The sequence below is a fragment of the Candidatus Palauibacter sp. genome, from assembly GCF_965208055.1.
In the GTDB taxonomy this organism is placed as follows: domain Bacteria; phylum Gemmatimonadota; class Gemmatimonadetes; order Palauibacterales; family Palauibacteraceae; genus Palauibacter.
The window spans coordinates 465644-483256 of sequence record NZ_CBDBNY010000004.1; the positions used below are offsets into that span (position 1 = coordinate 465644).

The 17613-nt window shown below is 69.3% G+C and carries 16 protein-coding genes; 10 read left to right on the plus strand and 6 right to left on the minus strand.

Translation table 11 applies throughout. The features are described from left to right. Positions 1–25 precede the first annotated feature (25 nt). Entirely contained in the window at positions 26–1270 is a 1245-nt protein-coding gene (locus ACOGXI_RS02250) for a DUF6986 family protein (RefSeq protein ID WP_419937282.1), read from the minus strand. Between the two features lie 193 nt (positions 1271–1463). On the opposite strand from ACOGXI_RS02250, the gene ACOGXI_RS02255 reads away from it, so the two are divergent. Genes ACOGXI_RS02255 through ACOGXI_RS02275 form a run of 5 tightly spaced genes read left to right on the plus strand, consistent with a single transcriptional unit; the run spans position 1464 to position 6990 of the window. Further along, positions 1464–3302, plus strand: a complete 1839-nt coding sequence (locus tag ACOGXI_RS02255; protein ID WP_419937283.1) for an FAD-dependent oxidoreductase — start codon at positions 1464–1466, stop codon at positions 3300–3302. Positions 3303–3315: 13 nt separating this feature from the next. Beyond that, on the plus strand, positions 3316–5148 hold the full coding sequence (locus tag ACOGXI_RS02260; protein ID WP_419937284.1) for a 2-oxoacid:acceptor oxidoreductase subunit alpha: 1833 nt from the start codon (positions 3316–3318) through the stop codon (positions 5146–5148). Further along, positions 5145–6218 (plus strand): 2-oxoacid:ferredoxin oxidoreductase subunit beta, encoded by a 1074-nt coding sequence (locus tag ACOGXI_RS02265; RefSeq protein ID WP_419937285.1) that lies wholly within the window; start codon positions 5145–5147, stop codon positions 6216–6218. The genes ACOGXI_RS02260 and ACOGXI_RS02265 overlap by 4 nt, the downstream gene beginning before the upstream one ends. A 41-nt stretch (positions 6219–6259) precedes the next feature. Then, a complete protein-coding gene (locus ACOGXI_RS02270) occupies positions 6260–6637 on the plus strand; it encodes a VOC family protein (RefSeq protein WP_419937286.1) in 378 nt (125 codons plus the stop codon). Beyond that, a complete protein-coding gene (locus ACOGXI_RS02275; RefSeq protein WP_419937287.1) occupies positions 6634–6990 on the plus strand; it encodes a cupin in 357 nt (118 codons plus the stop codon). The genes ACOGXI_RS02270 and ACOGXI_RS02275 overlap by 4 nt, the downstream gene beginning before the upstream one ends. Here the strand turns inward: ACOGXI_RS02275 and ACOGXI_RS02280 are convergent, their stop codons facing one another. Further along, the gene (locus tag ACOGXI_RS02280) at positions 6991–7599 is read right to left on the minus strand and encodes an aquaporin (RefSeq protein WP_419937288.1); all 609 of its coding nucleotides are present in this window, start codon (positions 7597–7599) and stop codon (positions 6991–6993) included. It abuts the gene before it with no gap. 135 nt (positions 7600–7734) lie between these two features. On the opposite strand from ACOGXI_RS02280, the gene ACOGXI_RS02285 reads away from it, so the two are divergent. From ACOGXI_RS02285 to ACOGXI_RS02295, 3 genes are all read left to right on the plus strand, one after another. Further along, positions 7735–8763: a proline racemase family protein gene (locus ACOGXI_RS02285; protein ID WP_419937289.1), complete on the plus strand. Its 1029-nt coding sequence runs from the start codon at positions 7735–7737 to the stop codon at positions 8761–8763. Positions 8764–8823: 60 nt separating this feature from the next. Beyond that, positions 8824–9069 (plus strand): hypothetical protein, encoded by a 246-nt coding sequence (locus ACOGXI_RS02290; protein WP_419937290.1) that lies wholly within the window; start codon positions 8824–8826, stop codon positions 9067–9069. Between the two features lie 111 nt (positions 9070–9180). Further along, positions 9181–9393: a hypothetical protein gene (locus tag ACOGXI_RS02295; protein WP_419937291.1), complete on the plus strand. Its 213-nt coding sequence runs from the start codon at positions 9181–9183 to the stop codon at positions 9391–9393. A 13-nt stretch (positions 9394–9406) separates the two neighbouring features. Here ACOGXI_RS02295 and ACOGXI_RS02300 read toward each other — a convergent pair whose 3' ends face one another. From ACOGXI_RS02300 to ACOGXI_RS02310, 3 genes are all read right to left on the minus strand, one after another. After that, positions 9407–11455, minus strand: coding sequence for a DUF6600 domain-containing protein (locus tag ACOGXI_RS02300; RefSeq protein ID WP_419940138.1), 2049 nt, complete (start codon positions 11453–11455; stop codon positions 9407–9409). A gap of 412 nt (positions 11456–11867) precedes the next feature. Further along, positions 11868–13190: an IS1182 family transposase gene (locus ACOGXI_RS02305; protein ID WP_419937292.1), complete on the minus strand. Its 1323-nt coding sequence runs from the start codon at positions 13188–13190 to the stop codon at positions 11868–11870. Positions 13191–13322: 132 nt separating this feature from the next. Continuing rightward, a complete protein-coding gene (locus ACOGXI_RS02310) occupies positions 13323–14450 on the minus strand; it encodes a TolB family protein (protein WP_419937293.1) in 1128 nt (375 codons plus the stop codon). A gap of 212 nt (positions 14451–14662) precedes the next feature. Between ACOGXI_RS02310 and ACOGXI_RS02315 the strand changes: the two genes are divergently transcribed. Together ACOGXI_RS02315 and ACOGXI_RS02320 are read left to right on the plus strand one after the other, a co-directional pair. Continuing rightward, on the plus strand, positions 14663–15205 hold the full coding sequence (locus ACOGXI_RS02315; protein WP_419937294.1) for an RNA polymerase sigma factor: 543 nt from the start codon (positions 14663–14665) through the stop codon (positions 15203–15205). Further along, positions 15202–15903 (plus strand): methylated-DNA--[protein]-cysteine S-methyltransferase, encoded by a 702-nt coding sequence (locus ACOGXI_RS02320; RefSeq protein WP_419937295.1) that lies wholly within the window; start codon positions 15202–15204, stop codon positions 15901–15903. The genes ACOGXI_RS02315 and ACOGXI_RS02320 overlap by 4 nt, the downstream gene beginning before the upstream one ends. On the opposite strand, the gene ACOGXI_RS02325 is transcribed toward ACOGXI_RS02320, so the two are convergent. Continuing rightward, a complete protein-coding gene (locus ACOGXI_RS02325; RefSeq protein ID WP_419937296.1) occupies positions 15900–17609 on the minus strand; it encodes a hypothetical protein in 1710 nt (569 codons plus the stop codon). The genes ACOGXI_RS02320 and ACOGXI_RS02325 overlap by 4 nt on opposite strands. Between the last annotated feature and the right edge of the window lie 4 nt (positions 17610–17613).

Sequence of the window (17613 nt, forward strand, 5' to 3'; positions counted from 1 at the left end):
GCGCCGGGGTCGATGCAGGCCGCGGTCACCCGCGGCGGCGCTCGAGGATCGTGCGGAAGGAGCGGGTCTCGAGTTCCGCCCTCGTGAGACCGGAGCGCGCCGCTTCCTCCGCCGTCAGGGCGCCGCTCGCGAGCCCGCGCAGGAAGAAGTTCAGGAGGCCCTGGCCCGAGGCTTCGTCGTCGAACACGGATCCCGTGAGGACGGCCTGTCCGGCGGCGGACACGAAGCGGTTGAGGCGGCTCGCGGCCGCGTCCAGGCCCTCGAGGAAGAAGGAGAAGACGGCCGCGTAGCGGGAGACGAGTTGTGCGGGGTGCAGGTCCCAGCTCTGATAGAAGCCCTGGCTCAGAGACCGCCGAACATCGGAGTAGTGCAGGCGCCATGCGTCGTGGACGACCGCCGCGTTCTCCGCCCGCTCGGCCGGCGAGGTCGCGGCCGTTCCTCGATGCGGTTCGACGGGCAGCACATTCGTCGCCCCGTCCGAAAGCTCTATGCCGGTCCCGCCGAGAGAGAGCTGAAGGATCTGCCTCGCCATGTCGCACAACGGGTGCCCCAGCGTCTGCGCTTCCGCCGCCACCGCCACGGCGCCCGTGAGGTCGTACGCTCCGAGATGTACGGTGCGGCACCGCCCCCCCGCCGCCGCGACAAGCTCGGGCACGGCGATCCGTCCATCCGGCGCCACGAGCGACTGCGGCGTCTCGATCATGAGGTCGATGGCCACCCGCCTCTCCGGCAGGTCGAGCGCCGCCTCGAGCCGATCCAGAGTCTCGGAGAGGCGTTCCACCTGCCGTGCCGCGGCGATCTTGGGAAGAAGCACGGCGAAACCGTCCGGCAGGTCGCGCCGGGTCCGGGCGAACGCGGTGAGGAAGAGTTCCAGCGTGCGGAGCGCCCGCCCGCCCGTGACTTCGGACAGGGATTTGATGCGGATTCCGAGCGAGGGCGGGAGACTGTCGGCCGCGACCGCCGCCGCGACCTCCGCCGCCGCCGTCGCCGCCGCCTCGTCTTCTTCCGGCTCGGACCGAGCGCCGAAGCCGTCCTCGAAGTCGATGAGGAAGCTCTCGACGGGCTCGCGCTGGAGCTTGGCGCGCACGCGCGCGTGCACCGTCTCCGCGATCCCGGAAGGAAGGCGATTACCGAGCGCCTCCGCGAGAGCGGCGGGGTCCGTCGCGTACCGGTCGAGATAGCGCCCCGCGATCCGTCCGAGCTTCGCCGCCGTATCTCGCCGGAAGAGGTGAGCCCCGCCGGCCACCGTGTGCACGGGCTGTCTCATCATGGGCTCAACTTCCGCGGCGCCGGGCGCCGCAGCAACGATCCGCTCGCCATCGCCCGACGATCCGGCCGCAGCCACCCGAAAAACTGGCGACAAGCCGGTTCGTCCCCTACGATTGCGGGCGGTTGTTTCACCACGCGACTCACGGGCCGGGGAACGCAGTGCCTGTCGGGCGGGGTAAGCCCGAGGAGAAACGGTGGAGCCAACAAACGTCGGGAATCCCGACTACTACCATAAGGTCGTGGATTGTCAGTGGGCCTGCCCGGCCCACACGAACGTACCGGGTTACATCCGCCTCATCGCGCAGGAACGGTACGACGACGCCTACATGCTCAACTGGGAGTCGAACGTTTTCCCGGGCATCCTCGGCCGGACGTGCGACCGCCCCTGCGAACCCGCCTGCCGGCGCGTAAGGGTCGAGGAGAAGCCGGTCGCGATCTGCCGCCTCAAGCGCGTCGCCGCCGATCTCCGGGGCGACATCACCCCCCGCTTCCCGGATATCCCGAAGAAGAAGAACGGAAAAAGGATTGCATGCGTGGGCTCGGGTCCCGCGTCGCTGACCGTCGCCCGCGACCTCATGCCGCTCGGCTACGAGGTCACGATCTTCGAGAAGAACGACCGGCCGGGCGGCCTCATGTGGACGAACATCCCGCAGTTCCGCCTGCCCCCCGAAGTGCTGTGGGAGGAGATCGACTACATCCTCGACATGGGCGTGGACATCCGCTACAACGCGCCCGTCGAAAGCATGAAGTGGCTCCTGGAGCAGGATTTCGACGCCGTTTTCGTCGGCTCCGGCGCCCCGCGCGGCAAGGAGCTGCGCCTGCCGGGCCGGTACGATACGGACCACATCTATATCGGCATCGACTGGCTGGAATCCGTCGCCTTCGGGCACACGAACTCCATCGAGGAGAACGTGCTCGTCATCGGGGTCGGGAACACGGCCATGGACTGCTGCCGCACCTCGAAGCGGATCGGCGGCACGAACGTCAAGGTGATGGCCCGCAAGTCGAAGCCGTACTTCAAGGCTTCCCCCTGGGAACTGGAGGACGCCGAGGAAGAGCGGGTGGACATCGTCGAGAACCACTCGCCCACCGAGTTCGTCGTCGAGGACGGCGTCCTCAGGGGGATGAACTTCGACATCGTGGAGTGGCACGAGAACGACCAGGGCCGGCTCGTCTCCACGAAACTCGACGAGGCCTTCTTCCCCGCGGAAGCCGTGATTCTCGCCATCGGGCAGGAGACGGCCTTCCCCTGGATCGAGGACGACGCGGGAATCGAGTTCAACAAGTGGCGCGAGGCTGTCGTCGACCGCGCGACGTTCATGTCGACGCGCGACGGCGTCTTCTTCGGCGGCGACGCGGCGTGGGGCCCGGAGAACATCATCTGGGCGGCCGAGCACGGGCACCAGGCGGCGATCTCCATCCACGCCTACTGCAACGGCGAAGATCTCCGGAAGCGTCCACCGGAGCGCATGAACCTCGTGAGCGCCAAGATGGGCCTTCACGAGTGGAGCTACTCGAACGACTACGAGTACGCCGCACGGCGGAAGATGCGGCACGTCCGCCTGGAGGAGCGTCTCAAGAGCATCGAGACGGAAGTGGAGGAGGGGTTCGACCTCGAGCAGACGCTGACGGAGGTCGAGCGCTGCCTGAACTGCGACATCCAGACGCACTTCACGGGGAGTCTGTGCATCGAATGCGACGCCTGCATCGACATCTGTCCGCTCAGCTGTCTCACGATCACGCACAACGGGGAAGAAGCGGAACTCCGCACGCGGCTCACCGCGCCCGCCGCGAACGCGGACCAGGACATCTACGTTTCGGAGTCGCTGCCGCAGACGGCCCGCGTCATGGTGAAGGACGAGGACCTCTGCATTCACTGCGGGCTGTGCGCGGAGCGCTGTCCGACGGCGGCCTGGGACATGCGGACCTTCGATCTGCTCAAGCCGTACGCGGGGCAGGACGCGGAGCACCCCTACTCCGGGATGGGAATCGAGGAGATGTCGCCGGGCGGCTCCGTTTCAGTGACTCCCTGACGGAATGGCCGACATGAAGACGGTCCGCGTGAACGACTTCGCGCTCAAGATCGGCACCGTGAACGGCACGGGCTCCGCGAGCGCCAACGGCCTCATCATGCAGTCGATTTTCCGAATGGGGGTCCCCGTGTCGGGGAAGAACGTCTTCCCCTCGAACATCCAGGGCCTCCCCACCTGGTACGAGATCCGCGTGAACCGGTCGGGCCACGTGGCGCGCACGCCGGACTTCGACCTCATCGTGGCGATGAACCCGGAGACCTACGCCCGGGACATCGAGGAACTCGTTCCCGGCGGCTGGCTGCTGTACGACTCGAGTTGGCCCATGGCGGATACGCTGCGGCGTGAGGACGTGAACTTCCTCGGCATCCCGCTGGCAGAGATGTGCGTGAGGACTTTCGACGGCGGCCGCACGCGCATCCTGATGAAGAACATCGCCTATACCGGCGCCCTCGCCGCCCTCCTCGACATGGACATGGCGGTGATCCGCGGACTGCTCGAGGAGACCTTCGGCGAAAGGAAGCGGCACCTGCTCGACGCGAACTTCGAGGCGATCCGACTCGGCTACGACCACGCGGCCGAGAATTTCGAGTGCCCCCTGCCGATCCGGCTCGAGGAGATGGATGCCACGCGCGACTCGATTCTGATCGACGGCAACACGGCGGCGGCCCTGGGCTGCGTGTACGCGGGCGCGACGGTCGCGGCCTGGTATCCGATCACGCCCTCGACCTCGCTCGTCGACGCCTTCACGGCCTATTGCCGGCGTCTGCGCGTCGAGAAGGAAACCGGACGGAGCGCGGCGGCGATCCTGCAGGCGGAGGACGAACTCGCGGCGGCCGGCATCACGATCGGCGCTGGGTGGGCCGGAGCCCGGGCCTTCACGGCGACGAGCGGGGCCGGGATCTCGCTCATGACGGAGTTTATCGGACTCGCCTACTACGCCGAAGTCCCGTGCGTCTTCTTCGACATCGAGCGGGTCGGCCCATCGACCGGGATGCCGACGCGCACGCAGCAGGGCGACATCCTCCTCTGCGCCTACGCCTCGCACGGGGACACGAAGCACGTGTGCCTCTACCCGAGGGACCCGGCGGAGTGTTTCGAGTTCAGCGTGCAGGCGTTCGATCTTGCGGAGCGCTTCCAGACGCCCGTCTTCGTGCTCTCCGACCTCGACATCGGGATGAACGACTGGGTCGTGCCCCGCTTCCAGTGGGATGACGAGTACACGCCGGATCGCGGGAAGGTGCTCGACGCGGAGGCGCTCGCGGAGATCGAGACCTTCTATCGCTACCTGGACGTGGACGGCGACGGGATTCCGTATCGCACGATCCCGGGCGAGGATCCGAAGGGGGCCTACTTCACGCGCGGCTCCGGCCACACGAAGTACGGCAAGTACACGGAGGATCCGGACGAATACCAGGAGGTCATCGACCGCATCGCCGTGAAGATCGACAGCGCGGCGGAGGCGGTGCCTCCCCCGGAGATCCGCTCGCGGCCGGATGCGCGATACGGACTCATCACGGTGGGCGCCTGCGACGGCGCGGTGCGCGAGGCCATCGAGCGCATGGAGGCGGAGGACGGGCTCCGGCTCGACTACATGCGCATCCGCGGGTTTCCCTTCGCGCCCGAGGTCGCGCGCTTCATCGAGGCCCACGATCTCAACATCGTCATCGAACAGAACCGGGATGCGCAGTTGAAGTCGCTGCTCACGCTGGAGACGCCGGCCTCGAAGGAACGGCTGGCCTCGGTCCTCCGTTACGGAGGGCTTCCGCTGAGCGCGCGCCACGTCATCGCGGGCGTGAAGGATCGCCTCGGTCTCGCGGCGGAGACCGCGGAAGGAGTGGGAGCATGACGTACATCGCCAAGCCGCGGGTCTTCCACCCGAGTCTGGAGAAGAACGAACTGGGACTCACGCGCCGCGACTACGAGGGCGTGATGTCGACGCTCTGCGCGGGCTGCGGCCACGATTCCGTCACGGCGGCGCTGATCGAGGCGGCGTGGGAACTCGCGATCCCCACGCACCGGGCCGCCAAGATGAGCGGGATCGGCTGCTCGTCGAAGACGACCGCGTACTTCATGTCCGAATCGCACGGCTTCAACAGCGTGCACGGGCGGATGCCGTCGGTGGCGAGCGGAGCGAACGCGGCGAACCGCGACCTCGTGTACATCGGCGTCTCCGGGGACGGGGACTCGCTCTCGATCGGGCTCGGACAGTTGTGCCACGCGGTGCGGCGCAATCTCAACCTCCTCTACATCATCGAGAACAACGGGGTCTACGGCCTGACGAAGGGCCAGTTCTCGGCCTCGGCCGACATGGGCTCGAAGTCGAAGCGGGGCGTGCCGAACGAACAGCCCCCCATCGATCCCGCCCTGCTCGGGCTCTCGATCGGCGCCACCTTCGTGGCCCGGGGCTTTTCCGGCGACAAGGACCAGCTCGTCCCCATCATCAAGGCGGGGATCCGGCACCCGGGTCTGGCTCTGGTCGATGTCATCTCTCCGTGCGTGACCTTCAACGACCACGTGGGTTCGACCAAGAGCTACGCCTACACGCGCGAGCACTTCCGCGAGGCGGTCGAGGCCGCGTTCGTGGCCCCGAAGGACTTCGTCCCCCCGGCGGACGAGATCACGGCCGACATCGGATCCGCCGATGTGCGCGATGTCCGCATGCACGACGGCAGCGTGATCCGCTTCCGCCAGGTGGAGGGCGACTACGACGCGACCGACAGGGACACCGTGTACGGCTACCTGCGCGAGCGGCAGAACGCGGGCGAGGTGCCGACCGGGCTCCTCTACGTGGACCCCGAGTCAAGGGATCTGCACGACGTGCTGGGGACGGTCGATCGGCCGCTGTGGAACCTCCCCTTCGAGGAGTTGTGCCCGGGAGCGGACGCGCTGGACGCCCTGATGGAGAATTACCGATAGCGGCCGAGGAGCGGGCGGCCCGCCTCGAGGCGGTACAGCCCGTGCTTCCGTCGCGGGATGTCGCTGCCGCGATCGGCTTCTACGTCGGACGGCTCGGCTTCGAACTCGCCTTCGCCGATTCCACCCGCGATCCGGGGTACGCCGGCGTGAGGCGGGACGGGATCGAGTTGCACATCCAGTGGCACGACGCGGAGGAGTGGTCCCGCGTCGAGCGGCCCATGCTTCGCTTCGTCGTGCCCGCGGTCGAGGATCTGTTCGAGGAATACCGGAACCAGGGGGTCTTCCACGAGCGCACGGCTTTGCGGCGGACACCCTGGGGAACGCGCGAGTTCGCCTTCTACGACCTCGACATGAACGGACTCACCTTCTATCGCGACCTCGCGGCAGGGGAGGCGCCGGACGAAGACGCGCCGTCGTGATCGACGTCATCCTGCGGCGGTTCGAGGAGCCGGACGAGGTCCGCGAACTCGAACTCGGCCGCTTCGAGGTCGTCCGGATCGGAGGCCTCACGATCGGGCGCGCGACGTACCAGCCAGGCTGGAAATGGTCCGAGCACGTGCCGTCGGAGGAACCGCTCTGTCCGGTCGAGCATGTGGGTCTCGTGCTCCAGGGAACGGCCACCGCGGCGTTCCCGGACGGCCGCGTCGTCGAGCTCCGGGCCGGCCACCTGTTCCATATCCCGCCCGAACCGCACGACTCCTGGGTCGTCGGCGACGAGCCCTACGTCTCGCTGCACTTCATGGGTGCCGACCGCTACGCGACGGACGTCTAGTCAGCCCTGGTCGCCCGGGTCGCACACGTAGCGGGACAGGTGCGCGCCGATCAGGGCGCCGACGACCGGTCCCCAGACGTAGGCCAGCGAGAAGGATCCGATCCCGAGGGCGACCGCGGGGTTGAGCACGCCGTTCGATCCGTGCGCCGCCCATGAAATCGACACGACCAGGGCCACCCCGATGACGGCGCCGGTCAGCCGGGCGGGGACGCGCCCCATGAAGACGGCCGCGATCGTGAAGGCGAGGAGCGCGGCGCCCAGCATCTCGGCGATGCCGGTGCCGGCGGAAGCGTCTACAGGAAGCGGGACCGGATCGGGGAACAGGAGGCCTCCGATGGAGAGGGCCAGTCCGGCGCCGGCAAACTGCGCCACGATGAACGAGCCGGCGTCCCTGGCAGCGAGCTTGCCGACGGACCAGATGGCGATCGTCACCGCCGGGTTGAGCAGGCAGCCGGACACCGGCCCGAGCAGGTGGACCAGGACCCCCAGGGTGAGCGCCGCCATCGCCGGCGTCGGGATCGGAAAACCGACATGGTTGATGGAAATCAGCGTGGAGAACGCCAGCGCGAACGTGCCCACGAGTTCGGCGGCAAAAGCCCTCGGCCTCATGCTTTCTCCTCGAGCAGGGGATCGTCGCGGGGGCGAACGGCCGCCGGAGCGGATCTCGGCGACATGGCGTAGAATCACAGGCGCCAGCATACGACGATTTCGCTGCCGCCGGCCACCGTCCCACCGAGGAGTCACATGACCTGGACAGCTCCCGAGCACTGGCTTCGCATCGAGACGATCGATGCCCACACGGAGGGAGAGCCGCTACGCGTCATCGTGGCGGGCTTCCCGGAGTTGGAGGGGGATAGCGTCCTCGCGCGGCGTCGCGTCGCGCGAGCGGACCATGACGAACTCCGCCGCGCCCTCATGTGGGAACCGCGCGGGCACGCGGACATGTACGGCTGCCTCGTGATGCCCCCGGTGCGGCCCGGATCGGACTTCTCCGTCCTCTTCATGCACAACGAGGGCTACTCGACGATGTGCGGCCACGGGATCATCGGCGTCGCGAAGATCGCCGTCGAAGCCGGCTGGATCGACGGCTCAGGCGACGAGAGGCCGGTAACGATCGACACGCCCGCGGGCCTCGTACGGGCCACCGCAATCCTGGACGGCGAACGGGTCCGCGAGGTCCGGTTCCTCAACGTGCCTTCCTTCGCTGCCACTCTCGACCGGGTCGTGGAGGTCGAAGGCCTTGGAACGGTTCCCTACGATCTGGCGTTCGGAGGCGCCTTCTATGCATACGTCGACGCGGACGCGCTGGGGTTGCCGCTCACGCCCGCCGGCGCCACCGGCCTGATCGATGCGGGGCGTCGCATCACGCACGCGGTGTCCTCATCCGCGGGGGCCGACGTCTCGCATCCGGACGACGCCGATCTCGGATTCCTTTACGGCACCGTGTTCACTGGCAAGGCTGCGGATCCCGCGCACCACTCGCGGCACGTCTGCATCTTCGCGGAGGGGGAACTCGACCGGAGCCCCACGGGGACCGCCGTCAGCGGGCGCCTCGCCATCCTTCGCGCCCGCCGGGAGCTCTCCGGGGATGCGGAAATCATCGTCGAGAGCATCATCGGCGGCCGGTTCGGCGGGCGGATCGTCGACACGACGACCGTCGGCGGACATCCGGCGGTCGTGCCGGAGGTCGGGGGCCGAGCCTGGGTGACGGGCCGGCACGAGTTCCTCGTCGATCCGGAAGACCCGTGGCGGGACGGTTTCCTCGTACGCTGAGGAGCCGGTAGGGCCGATGAGTCCATGCACGCCCCCGATCCGTTGCCGACAGGAGGCGAAATGCCGCATATCGAGACGGTAGCTCCCGACGAAGCGAAGGGGCTCGTCGCCCGCGAGTACGAGAAGGCCGTCCGCCGCGCGGGGCGTGTCTTCAACGTGATCGGAATCCAGAGCCTGAACCCGCCCGTCATGCGGGCCTCGATTCAGCTCTACGAGGCGTTGATGCTGGCGCCCGGACCGCTGGGGCGCGACGTGCGGGAGATGCTCGCGACCGTGACCTCGCGCGAACTCGAGTGCTTCTACTGAACGGAGGCGCACGGAGAGGATCTCCGTCAGGCCACCGGAGACGACGATCTGGCCCGCGCGATCCGCACCGACTACCGAACGGCGGAGCTCGACGAGAAGACGCGCCGGCTGATGGACTATGCCGTGGCGATCACGCGCGAGCCGAGCTCCACCGCTCGGCGCGACATCGACGAGCTCCGCGAGGTCGGCTGGACCGACGCGCAGATCCTGACCGCAACCGAGGTCATCGGCTTCTTCAACTACTACGTGCGCATGGTCGAGGCGCTCGGCGTCGAACCGGAGCCCGAGATGGAGCGGGATGCGGAGGTGTGGCCGAACCCCTGACTCCGACGGTGGCTTAGCCTCGGGACCGGCCCCGTGCCCGCGCAACGCCTGTCGACCGCGTGCCACCGCCGCGGCGGACCGCGCCCCCGGACCTGGAGGTTCCGCCGGACCGTCTGACGCTGCCGCTCGACCTTGACGGTCCGGGAGGCCGCACGGCCGGGCGCGGCGACCGCGGGGCGGACTGCCGGGCCTCGGGTCGCCTCGAGGACGCTGGACGGCGAAGGACGGGCCGGGACGGCCACGCTGTCGTGGGCCGCACCGCCGGCCGCGACGGCGTGGACCGCGCCGTCGGCCTCGCCGGATTCGACCGTGCCGTAGCGCCCCCCGTCCGTCGAATGGCCGGCCACTCCCGCGCCGTGCGTGGACGGATGATCCGGCGACCGCTTTTGTCACTTGTCCGCGGAGACGCGCGCTGCACGCCGCCGGAGCCCGACCGTGTCGTGGGCCGCACGACCGGACGTCTCGCGGCTCCCGCAACGTCCCGCGCGGCAGGCCGCCGGATCGCCGGGCGAGCGCCGTTCCCGGACGCCGCCGGCGACGCTCGCTGCACACCTGGTCGCTCCAGCCGCGGCGTGCGGCCCTCCGTCGACCGCGTGGTGACGCGGACGGGTGGCGCGCCCGCCGTCCGCGAGGGGTCGCTCCGCGCTCCGACCCTCGCGTCGCGCGGGCGGGCCGACCGGCCATCGCGGCTCCGCAGCACGACGCGCTCGACTTCCCGCGGCAGGCTCGTGCCGCGATCGATGAACCCGTTCGCATCGATCGCCGTTCTTCCGTCACGCGAGACCGCGCGCCGCAGGCTCGCCAGCGTCTGCGCGGGTCGCCGCCGTGCCTCGCGCCCTAGCAGGCGGGAGTCCGTCAGCAGCACGCCGCGCTCGACCGCCTTCCGTCCGCGACCGAAGTCCGAACCGCTCACCGAGTAGAAGTGCTGCCGCCGGTGTCCCAGCCGTCCGTGCGGCAGGAACGTCCAGTGCCGATACCGCCCGAAGCTCCCCCCGATGTGTCCGTAGACCCCGAAATGGAAGTCCCAGCGGCTTCCGTAATAGTTCCTGTAGTGGCGCCAGTAGTATCCCGATGGAATCCAGCCCGCGTAGCTCGGGCCCCAGTACCAGTAGACGTGTGCCGCCGCGAAACGCTGGCCCGGGAACCAGATCCACCCCCAGTCGGGGTCGAGGTCCCAATACCCATAGTGGTAGGGCACCCAGCCCCACGGTTCGTACGAGACCCAGAACATCCCGCTGGGCGTGTGGCGCCAGCGCCCGTGGCGGTACGGGGCCCAGCCCGTGGACACCCGCGGACGCCACGCGGCCCCCGCTCCAACCTGCACCCACGAACCGTGCCCCCTGAGCGAAGACGCGGCGTAGCGGAGGTCCGGGTCCACATGAGCCGCGTACTCGCCGTCCGCGTAGTCGCCGATCCCCTGACCCCACGCCTCCAGACGGTCGAGGCTTGGGGCCGCCGCGAAGCGGAGCCGGTCACCCTGCGCCCCCTCGACGAAGAGACTCTCGCCCGGGCGAACCTCGGCGAGTTCCGACGGTGTCGTGACTTCCGCCACCCCTTCGCGCACGACGACCTCGCTGCGGCGCTCGTCGTCGACGACGACCAGAAAGGAACCCGCGCCCCGTGGCCGAATCGTCGCGTTCGGCGTGATGACGGAGGGCCACTCGGGGCCAGGCGGGTTCGCGGCCACCACGAGTTGCAGCGATCCGCGCACGAGTTCGAGGATGGAGGCGGGGTCGCTCGTGTCCGCCGAGTTGGCCAGCGCGCGGAAGAGAAGTTCCGCCCGATTCCCGATCCGAACGAGGGTTCCGTCGGCAAGCGAAATCTCGATACGCGATTCATCGGACGCGAAGATCCGATCCCCGACGAGGACGGGTTCGTTCACCGCGAGCTGGACGCGCTCCCGGGTGTCGCCCTGAATGAGCGTCGCGGACCCGTCCAGCGCGCGCAGGTACCCGTAGCTGCCCTCGATCCCGCTCTGCGCGATGGCGGCGTCATAGTCGATCGGAGGCCCCGCCTCCTGAGCGGAGACCGGGGGCGCGACGAACGAGACGCCCCACGCCATCCCAACCACCCACCCCCGCCGCCGGCCCCGCAACCGCCCGGGGGCTCCAGATTTTCCTGTCGCCTTTGCGAACCCCATCCCAAGCTCCCGTGTTCTCCGGTCCCCGCCCCGGGCGGCCGGCTCGCCGCCGGGGCTGTCTTCAGAGGCTAGACGGCCCGCGGGGGAAGTCGGTCACTCGCGCGGCCGTCCGTGGCAGGACCCCGCGTCAGCGCCGGGAGCTAGGAGCCTGCGCCGCAGGAGCGCGGCGGAAGCGATCGGATGCCGCCCGCGGGGTCCCGCGAGCCGAAGTATCGGTCGTTTTCCGGGCGGGAACGCGTTGTTGGCGGGGAGACGGCCCGGCGGGCGGCGTTCGGGCGGGGTCGCGGACCCCTTCTTGTGCCCCGGGGAACGCCCGACACGGGTTTCCGGCCCCTCACGCGGCCCGAAGGATGTGGAGGCGCCGCACGTTGAGCGCCAGACACACGAGATCCCACTCGCCGCGCACGTTCTCCAGGCCCCTCATGCTGAACCGCCGGAACCCCATCGCCTCCTTGATCCACCCGATGGGAGCCTCCGCGATCCACTTGCGCTTCGCGTACACCGCCCGGCCCTCCGGAGTCTTCAGCCTCTTCGCCATGCGCGCCCTCGCCGGGCACGTCTCCGGGTCGGGCTCCGCGGCCGCCCCGCCCTCCCGGCCCAGCGCCACGTAGCCGTCGATCCCCCGCGCATCCAGAGCCGCCAGGTCCTCCTCGTTCGAGTAGCCCGCGTCGGCCAGCACCTCGCCCGGCGTCTCCCCCAACCGCCCGGACACCTCGTCAACCCGTTCCACCAACTGCCCCTGGTCGCTCGCGTTGTCGGTCACCTCCGCCCCCAACACCAGCTGGCTCTCGCCGTCGACCACCGCCTGCGCGTTGTAGCACTGCTGGTAGCCCTCCGTGCTCGTCCGCATGATCCGGCTCTCCGGATCCGTGAAGTTCGTCTGCGAGTCCGCCTCCGGCTCCCCGTAGTCCAGCTTGTACGGACTCCCCCCCTTCGGGTTGCGATCCCACTCCGGCTCCCGGCCCCGCGCGTCGTCGCGCTCGCGGGCCTCCGCCTCCAGACGAGCCTGCGCCGCCCGGATCGCCGCCAGCCGGTCCTCCCGCCGCTTCAACTCCTTCGGCAGCTCGTCGCCCCGAACGTCCTCCCCGTGCCGCTCGTCCTCCTCCGCGTCGGCCGCCTCCGCACGCGCCAGCAACTCCGCGATCTCCGCCTCCAGGCGCGCCTCCTCCGGACCCATCCGCCCGTAGCTCATCGCCTTCCGCTTGCTCGCGTTCGCCCGAACCTTCGTCCCGTCCACCGCCACCCGGCCCAACCCCGCCAGACCCAGTTCCCGCGCCAGAAGCACCACCTCCGCGAACAACGCACCGAACGCCTTCAGGTTCCTCTTCCGGAACTCGCACAGCGTCCGGTGCGCCGGAAAGTTCCCCGCCGCCAGCATCCTGAGCGGCACGTCCTCCTCCAGCTTCCGCGCCAGCTTCCGAGACGAAAACACCCCCGTCGCGTACCCGTACACCAGCACCTTCACCATCATCCGCGGATCGTACGGACTCCGCCGCCGCCCGTCCCCCTCGTAACGCGCGTAGAAAGCCGACAGGTCCGCCGCGTCCACCAGATCGCTCACATGATGCGCCAAGTGCCCCGCCGGCACCCACTCACGAAGATCCTGAGGCAGCAGCAACTGCTGGTCCGGATCGTACGGACGGAACCTCGTCCTCATCCTCTCCGGATCGTACGGTAGAGACCTCGCACTCATCGCCAACTCCCCGCGCCGAACGTGAACCCGTCACAGCACGGCATCACCATAGCCAGCCGAACCGCGCCGCACCATCGGCTTCTACGGCGCAAGCTCCTAGGGCAGCTCGTCGATCCACTCGGCGATGAAGAGGTTCGTGTTGCCCTCGTGCGAGCCGTGCCGGTTCGATCCGAACACGAGATAACGGCCGTCCGCGGTGAACATGGGGAAGCTCTCGAACTCCTCGCTGAACGTCACCTGCTCGAGCCCCGTCCCGTCCAGGTTTATCAGGAAGAGATCGAAATTGCGGCTGCTCGGGTCGTTCAGGTTCGAGGCGAAGATCACCTTCTCGCCGCTCGGGTGGAAGAAGGGGGCGAAGTTCGCGGCCTCGTTGTTTGTGAGACGCACCCGGTTCGACCCGTCCGCGTCCATCACGTAGATGTCGAGCACGCCGGGCCGAACGAGACCCTCCGCCAGCAGCGCCTGGTAGTCCGCGAGTTCTTCCTCGCTCTCGGGGTATCTGGCCCGGTAGACGATCTTCGACCCGTCGGGAGAGAAGAAGGGACCGCCATCGTACCCCGGCTCATTCGTGAGTTGCCGGACGTCGGAGCCATCGGGATTCATCGAGTAGATGTCCAGATCTCCGTCGCGCGTGGAGGTGAACACGATCCGCGAGCCGTCGGGCGCGATGGTCGCCTCCGCGTCGTAGCCGGGGCTTGAGAAGATGGACTGGACGTCGGAGCCGTCGGGGTTGGCCGTGTAGATGTCGAAGTCGTAGAGCGCCCACACGTATCCGCGGCGCATGTCCGGCGGCGGTGGACACTCGGGGGCCGCGTGATGCGTGGAACTGTAGACGATCCGCGAGTCGTCCGGGAAGAAGTACGCGCATGTGGTCCGGCCGAGTCCCGTCGAAACGAGCTGCGGATCGCCGCCCTCGACGCCGATGGTGAAGATCTGATCGCACTCGTATTCGCCCTCGTGCCGGCGCTGGAAGATCAGCCGCTGCCCGTCCGACGAGTAGTAGGCCTCGGCGTTCTCTCCCTCGAAGGTGAGTTGGGCCAGCCTGGCGAAGCGCCGCTCTTCCGGCAGTGGAGCGCGGGTCACGGCGCCGCTCGCGGCATCGTTCTGGCCGGTCACGGCGCCGTTCTGTTCTCCGGTGTCGCCGGTGCAGGCTGCCGCAACGAAGGCGGCCGCGAGCGCCAACGCGACGCGAGTCGGCGCGGGTGCGGGATATGCTGAATTCAAGAGAGCCTCGGTTGTCCCGGTTGGATGTCCGGCGACGCGCTGGCCGCCGCTGTACGCTTCAAGCCTCCGGTGGGGGCTGCGGGCCCACACGGTACGGTTCACGCGCTCGCGAGGCCAGTTCCCGGCGTGGCCCGTTTCACGGATTCCGAAACGATACGTTCCAGGGGGTGAGAACGAAGGAGAATGTGAATGGAGGGGTGGAGCCGAGGCGGATGACCACAGCGGCGGAGCCGGAACGGCGGTTGACCGACTGGTCCGAACGTTACGGCCGGGAATTGCAGCGTCACGTGGCCGCGATGCTGGGAAACGCGGAAGAGGCGCGCGATATCGTGCAGGACCTGTGGGTGACGGCGCTCCGCAGGCGGCCGGAGGCGGGCGAGGCCGTGAACATCCGCGCATGGCTGTACCGGGTCGCGACCCGCCGGGCGCTCGACCGCCTCTCGATGCGCCGCCGACGCTCGGAGTTGCTCGCGGCCCACTCCGGGGAACTGGAATCCGCCTCTCTTCCGGCGGTCGACGCGGCGTTGAACCGGCTCTCCGAAGCCGCCGCGGCGCGCGTCCGGGAGGGCGTGGCCGGACTCCCGCCCGCACAGCGGAACGCCGTCTGGCTCCGCTGGATCGAAGAGTTGGACTATGCGGCGATCGCCCGCCGGCTGGGCTCCTCTCCCGACGCCGCGAGAGCCAATGTCTACCAGGGGATGAAAAAGCTGCGCCGCGATCTCGCCGACGTGTGGCGCGAGGAGGGACCGATATGACTCGAAGCTGCGCGATCTATCAGGAGGAAGACCTGCTCGCCTGGATCCTGGGCGACCCGGATCCCGTCGCCGGTCAGGCGCTGACCGAGCACATGGCGGTGTGCTCCGCCTGTCGGGAGCGGGCGGCGGAATACCGGATCCTGCATCGTTCCGCGAAGGGCCTCCGGGGCGGTCCGGTCGTCCGCTGGCGTCGCTTCGACTCGCCGTTCGGCGTCATGCGCGTCGCCGCGAGCGGCGCGGGCCTGGTCGCGCTTTCGTGGCAGGACGAGAGCGACGATGCGTTCGTGGCCGGCCTCGAGCGCCGGTACCCGTCGACACCCGTGGTTTGCGATACCGACCGGCTCGCTTCCGCGGAAGAGCAACTGACGGAGTACTTCGGCCGCCGCCGCCCGCGCTTCGACCTGTTCGTCGACCTCGCGGCACTGGGCGACTTCCAGCGCGCCGTGCTGGGCGCCGCCTCCGGACTCGATTTCGGCGAAACGGTGACGTACACGGAGATCGCCCGGCGAATCGGCCGCCCGAAGGCCTCGCGCGCGGTGGGCAACGCGCTCGGGCGGAACCCGGTGCCGATCATCGTGCCGTGCCACCGGGTGGTCCGGACCGACCGGACGCTGGGCGGATACACCGGCGGACTCCGTTACAAGCGTGCGCTCCTGGACATCGAGGGCCGGACCGATCTTCTCCGCTCTCCGGGCTAGCCGGACTCCTCGACGAGTTGGATCAGGCGGCGCAGGCCGAGACCTTCGGGACCGCCCACGCGGACCCGGAGCGTCCGGCGTTCGCATCGGCCGAGAGCCTCGACATCCCCCAGCCCCTGGGCCCGGATCAGTCGGCGGAAGGTGAAGTCCGTCTCGGGGACGTGTACGTGCTCGCCGGCGTCGTCGACGAGTTGCAGGAAGACGCCGTTGTCCGCCCCCCCCTTGTGCAGTTGTCCGGTCGAATGCAGGAAGCGCGGGCCATAGCCCAGCGTGGTCGTCGCCCCCGTGGCTCCGGCGAGGGCCGCGCGCAGCGTCCCGAGCAGCCCTTCCTCCTCCTCGCCACCCCCGAGGAACGCCTGTACGGCGATGTAGTCCGTCGGGGCCACCGCGGCCAGGAAACCCTCCAGCCGCTCGCGGATTCCGTCCACGTCCGGCGGCACGGGCGTACGGGGCGGGGCGTGTCCGAACCGCGGCAACTCCCAGACGAGGTCGATCTCATCTGCCTCCGGCGCGCCTTCGCCCGCCATCGCCCGGCGCGCGAGACGCTTTGCGAGCTGGACGTCCGGCTGGTTGAAGGGGTGGATGCCGAGGGCGGCTCCGGCCATCGCAACGCCCACCTCCCAGACGAAGAAGAGAGAGCCGAGTTCCTCGGGCTGTTCGAGCCGGATGCGCAGCGTAGGGTGACCGGCCGCCTCGAGCGCGTTGAGGAGGTCCGGCGTGTCGTCGGCGTCTCCCCACTGCTCCGCTTCGCGCGCCGCGTCCCCGCCGAGGAGGAGGCCGACGAAGACCCGGTCCTCGCCGTATTCGTCCGGCGCTCGCGGGGGCTCGCCGATGACCGGGACGATGCCTCGACCCTCCTTGCCGGTGCTCTCGGCCAGGAGTTGCTCCGCCCAGTCCGGGAAAGCGTCCCAGTCGGAGGCCGCGACGAAGGTAACCCTGTCGCGCCCCGCGAGCGCGAGTTCTGCCAGAGCCGCCCCGAGGAGGAAGCCCGGGTTGTGGTGGGCCTCGTCCTTGCAGGCGTCCGCGGCCTCGGCCGCCTCCGCGAGAAGGGCCGGGACATCGGCGCCCCCGAGCGCCGCCGGCACCAGACCGAAGGGGCTCAGCGCCGAGAAGCGGCCTCCCACCTCGGACGGCGCCTCGAACACGGCACGGAATCCCCGCTCGCGGCCGAGTTCGGCGAGGGGAGATCCGGGGTCCGTGATCGCGATGAAGTGCGCCCCGGGGTCCTCCACCACTTCCGCGGTCCGCGACCAGAAGTGCCGGAAGAGCGAGAGCGTCTCGACGGTCGAGCCGGACTTGCTGGAGACGACGAAGATCGCGTTCGCCGGACGCAGCCACTCGAGGTCGCGGAGCGCCCCGGGGTGCGTGGTGTCCACGAGCGTGAGCGGCAGTCCCTCGCCCGCCATCGTGCGCGCGATGACCTCGGGCGCGAGGCTGGAGCCTCCCATGCCGAGCAGCACGAGATCGGTGAACCAGAAGGGCACGTCCGCGCGCAACGCCTCGATCGGGCCGAGCGCGGCGGGAGACGTCTCCGGCAGGTCGAGCCACCCGAGCCGGTCGGCCAGTTCCGGCGTGTCCGGATCCGCGCTCCAGAGCGTCGGATCCCGCCGCCAGAGCCGCGCCACGGCGTCCTCGGCGGCCCATTCCCGTAGCCGGCGCTCCACGCCCTCCATGTGGGGGCCGGCGGAAAGATCGATCTCGATCATCGTC

Coding starts and splice junctions, on each gene's coding strand:
- ACOGXI_RS02250 (WP_419937282.1), bottom strand. CDS start 1,270: ATGATGAGACAGCCCGTGCACACGGTGGCCGGCGGGGCTCACCTCTTC.
- ACOGXI_RS02260 (WP_419937284.1), top strand. CDS start 3,316: ATGAAGACGGTCCGCGTGAACGACTTCGCGCTCAAGATCGGCACCGTG.
- ACOGXI_RS02265 (WP_419937285.1), top strand. CDS start 5,145: ATGACGTACATCGCCAAGCCGCGGGTCTTCCACCCGAGTCTGGAGAAG.
- ACOGXI_RS02280 (WP_419937288.1), bottom strand. CDS start 7,599: ATGAGGCCGAGGGCTTTTGCCGCCGAACTCGTGGGCACGTTCGCGCTG.
- ACOGXI_RS02285 (WP_419937289.1), top strand. CDS start 7,735: ATGACCTGGACAGCTCCCGAGCACTGGCTTCGCATCGAGACGATCGAT.
- ACOGXI_RS02290 (WP_419937290.1), top strand. CDS start 8,824: ATGCCGCATATCGAGACGGTAGCTCCCGACGAAGCGAAGGGGCTCGTC.
- ACOGXI_RS02295 (WP_419937291.1), top strand. CDS start 9,181: ATGGACTATGCCGTGGCGATCACGCGCGAGCCGAGCTCCACCGCTCGG.
- ACOGXI_RS02300 (WP_419940138.1), bottom strand. CDS start 11,455: ATGGCGTGGGGCGTCTCGTTCGTCGCGCCCCCGGTCTCCGCTCAGGAG.
- ACOGXI_RS02305 (WP_419937292.1), bottom strand. CDS start 13,190: ATGAGGACGAGGTTCCGTCCGTACGATCCGGACCAGCAGTTGCTGCTG.
- ACOGXI_RS02315 (WP_419937294.1), top strand. CDS start 14,663: ATGACCACAGCGGCGGAGCCGGAACGGCGGTTGACCGACTGGTCCGAA.
- ACOGXI_RS02320 (WP_419937295.1), top strand. CDS start 15,202: ATGACTCGAAGCTGCGCGATCTATCAGGAGGAAGACCTGCTCGCCTGG.
- ACOGXI_RS02325 (WP_419937296.1), bottom strand. CDS start 17,609: ATGATCGAGATCGATCTTTCCGCCGGCCCCCACATGGAGGGCGTGGAG.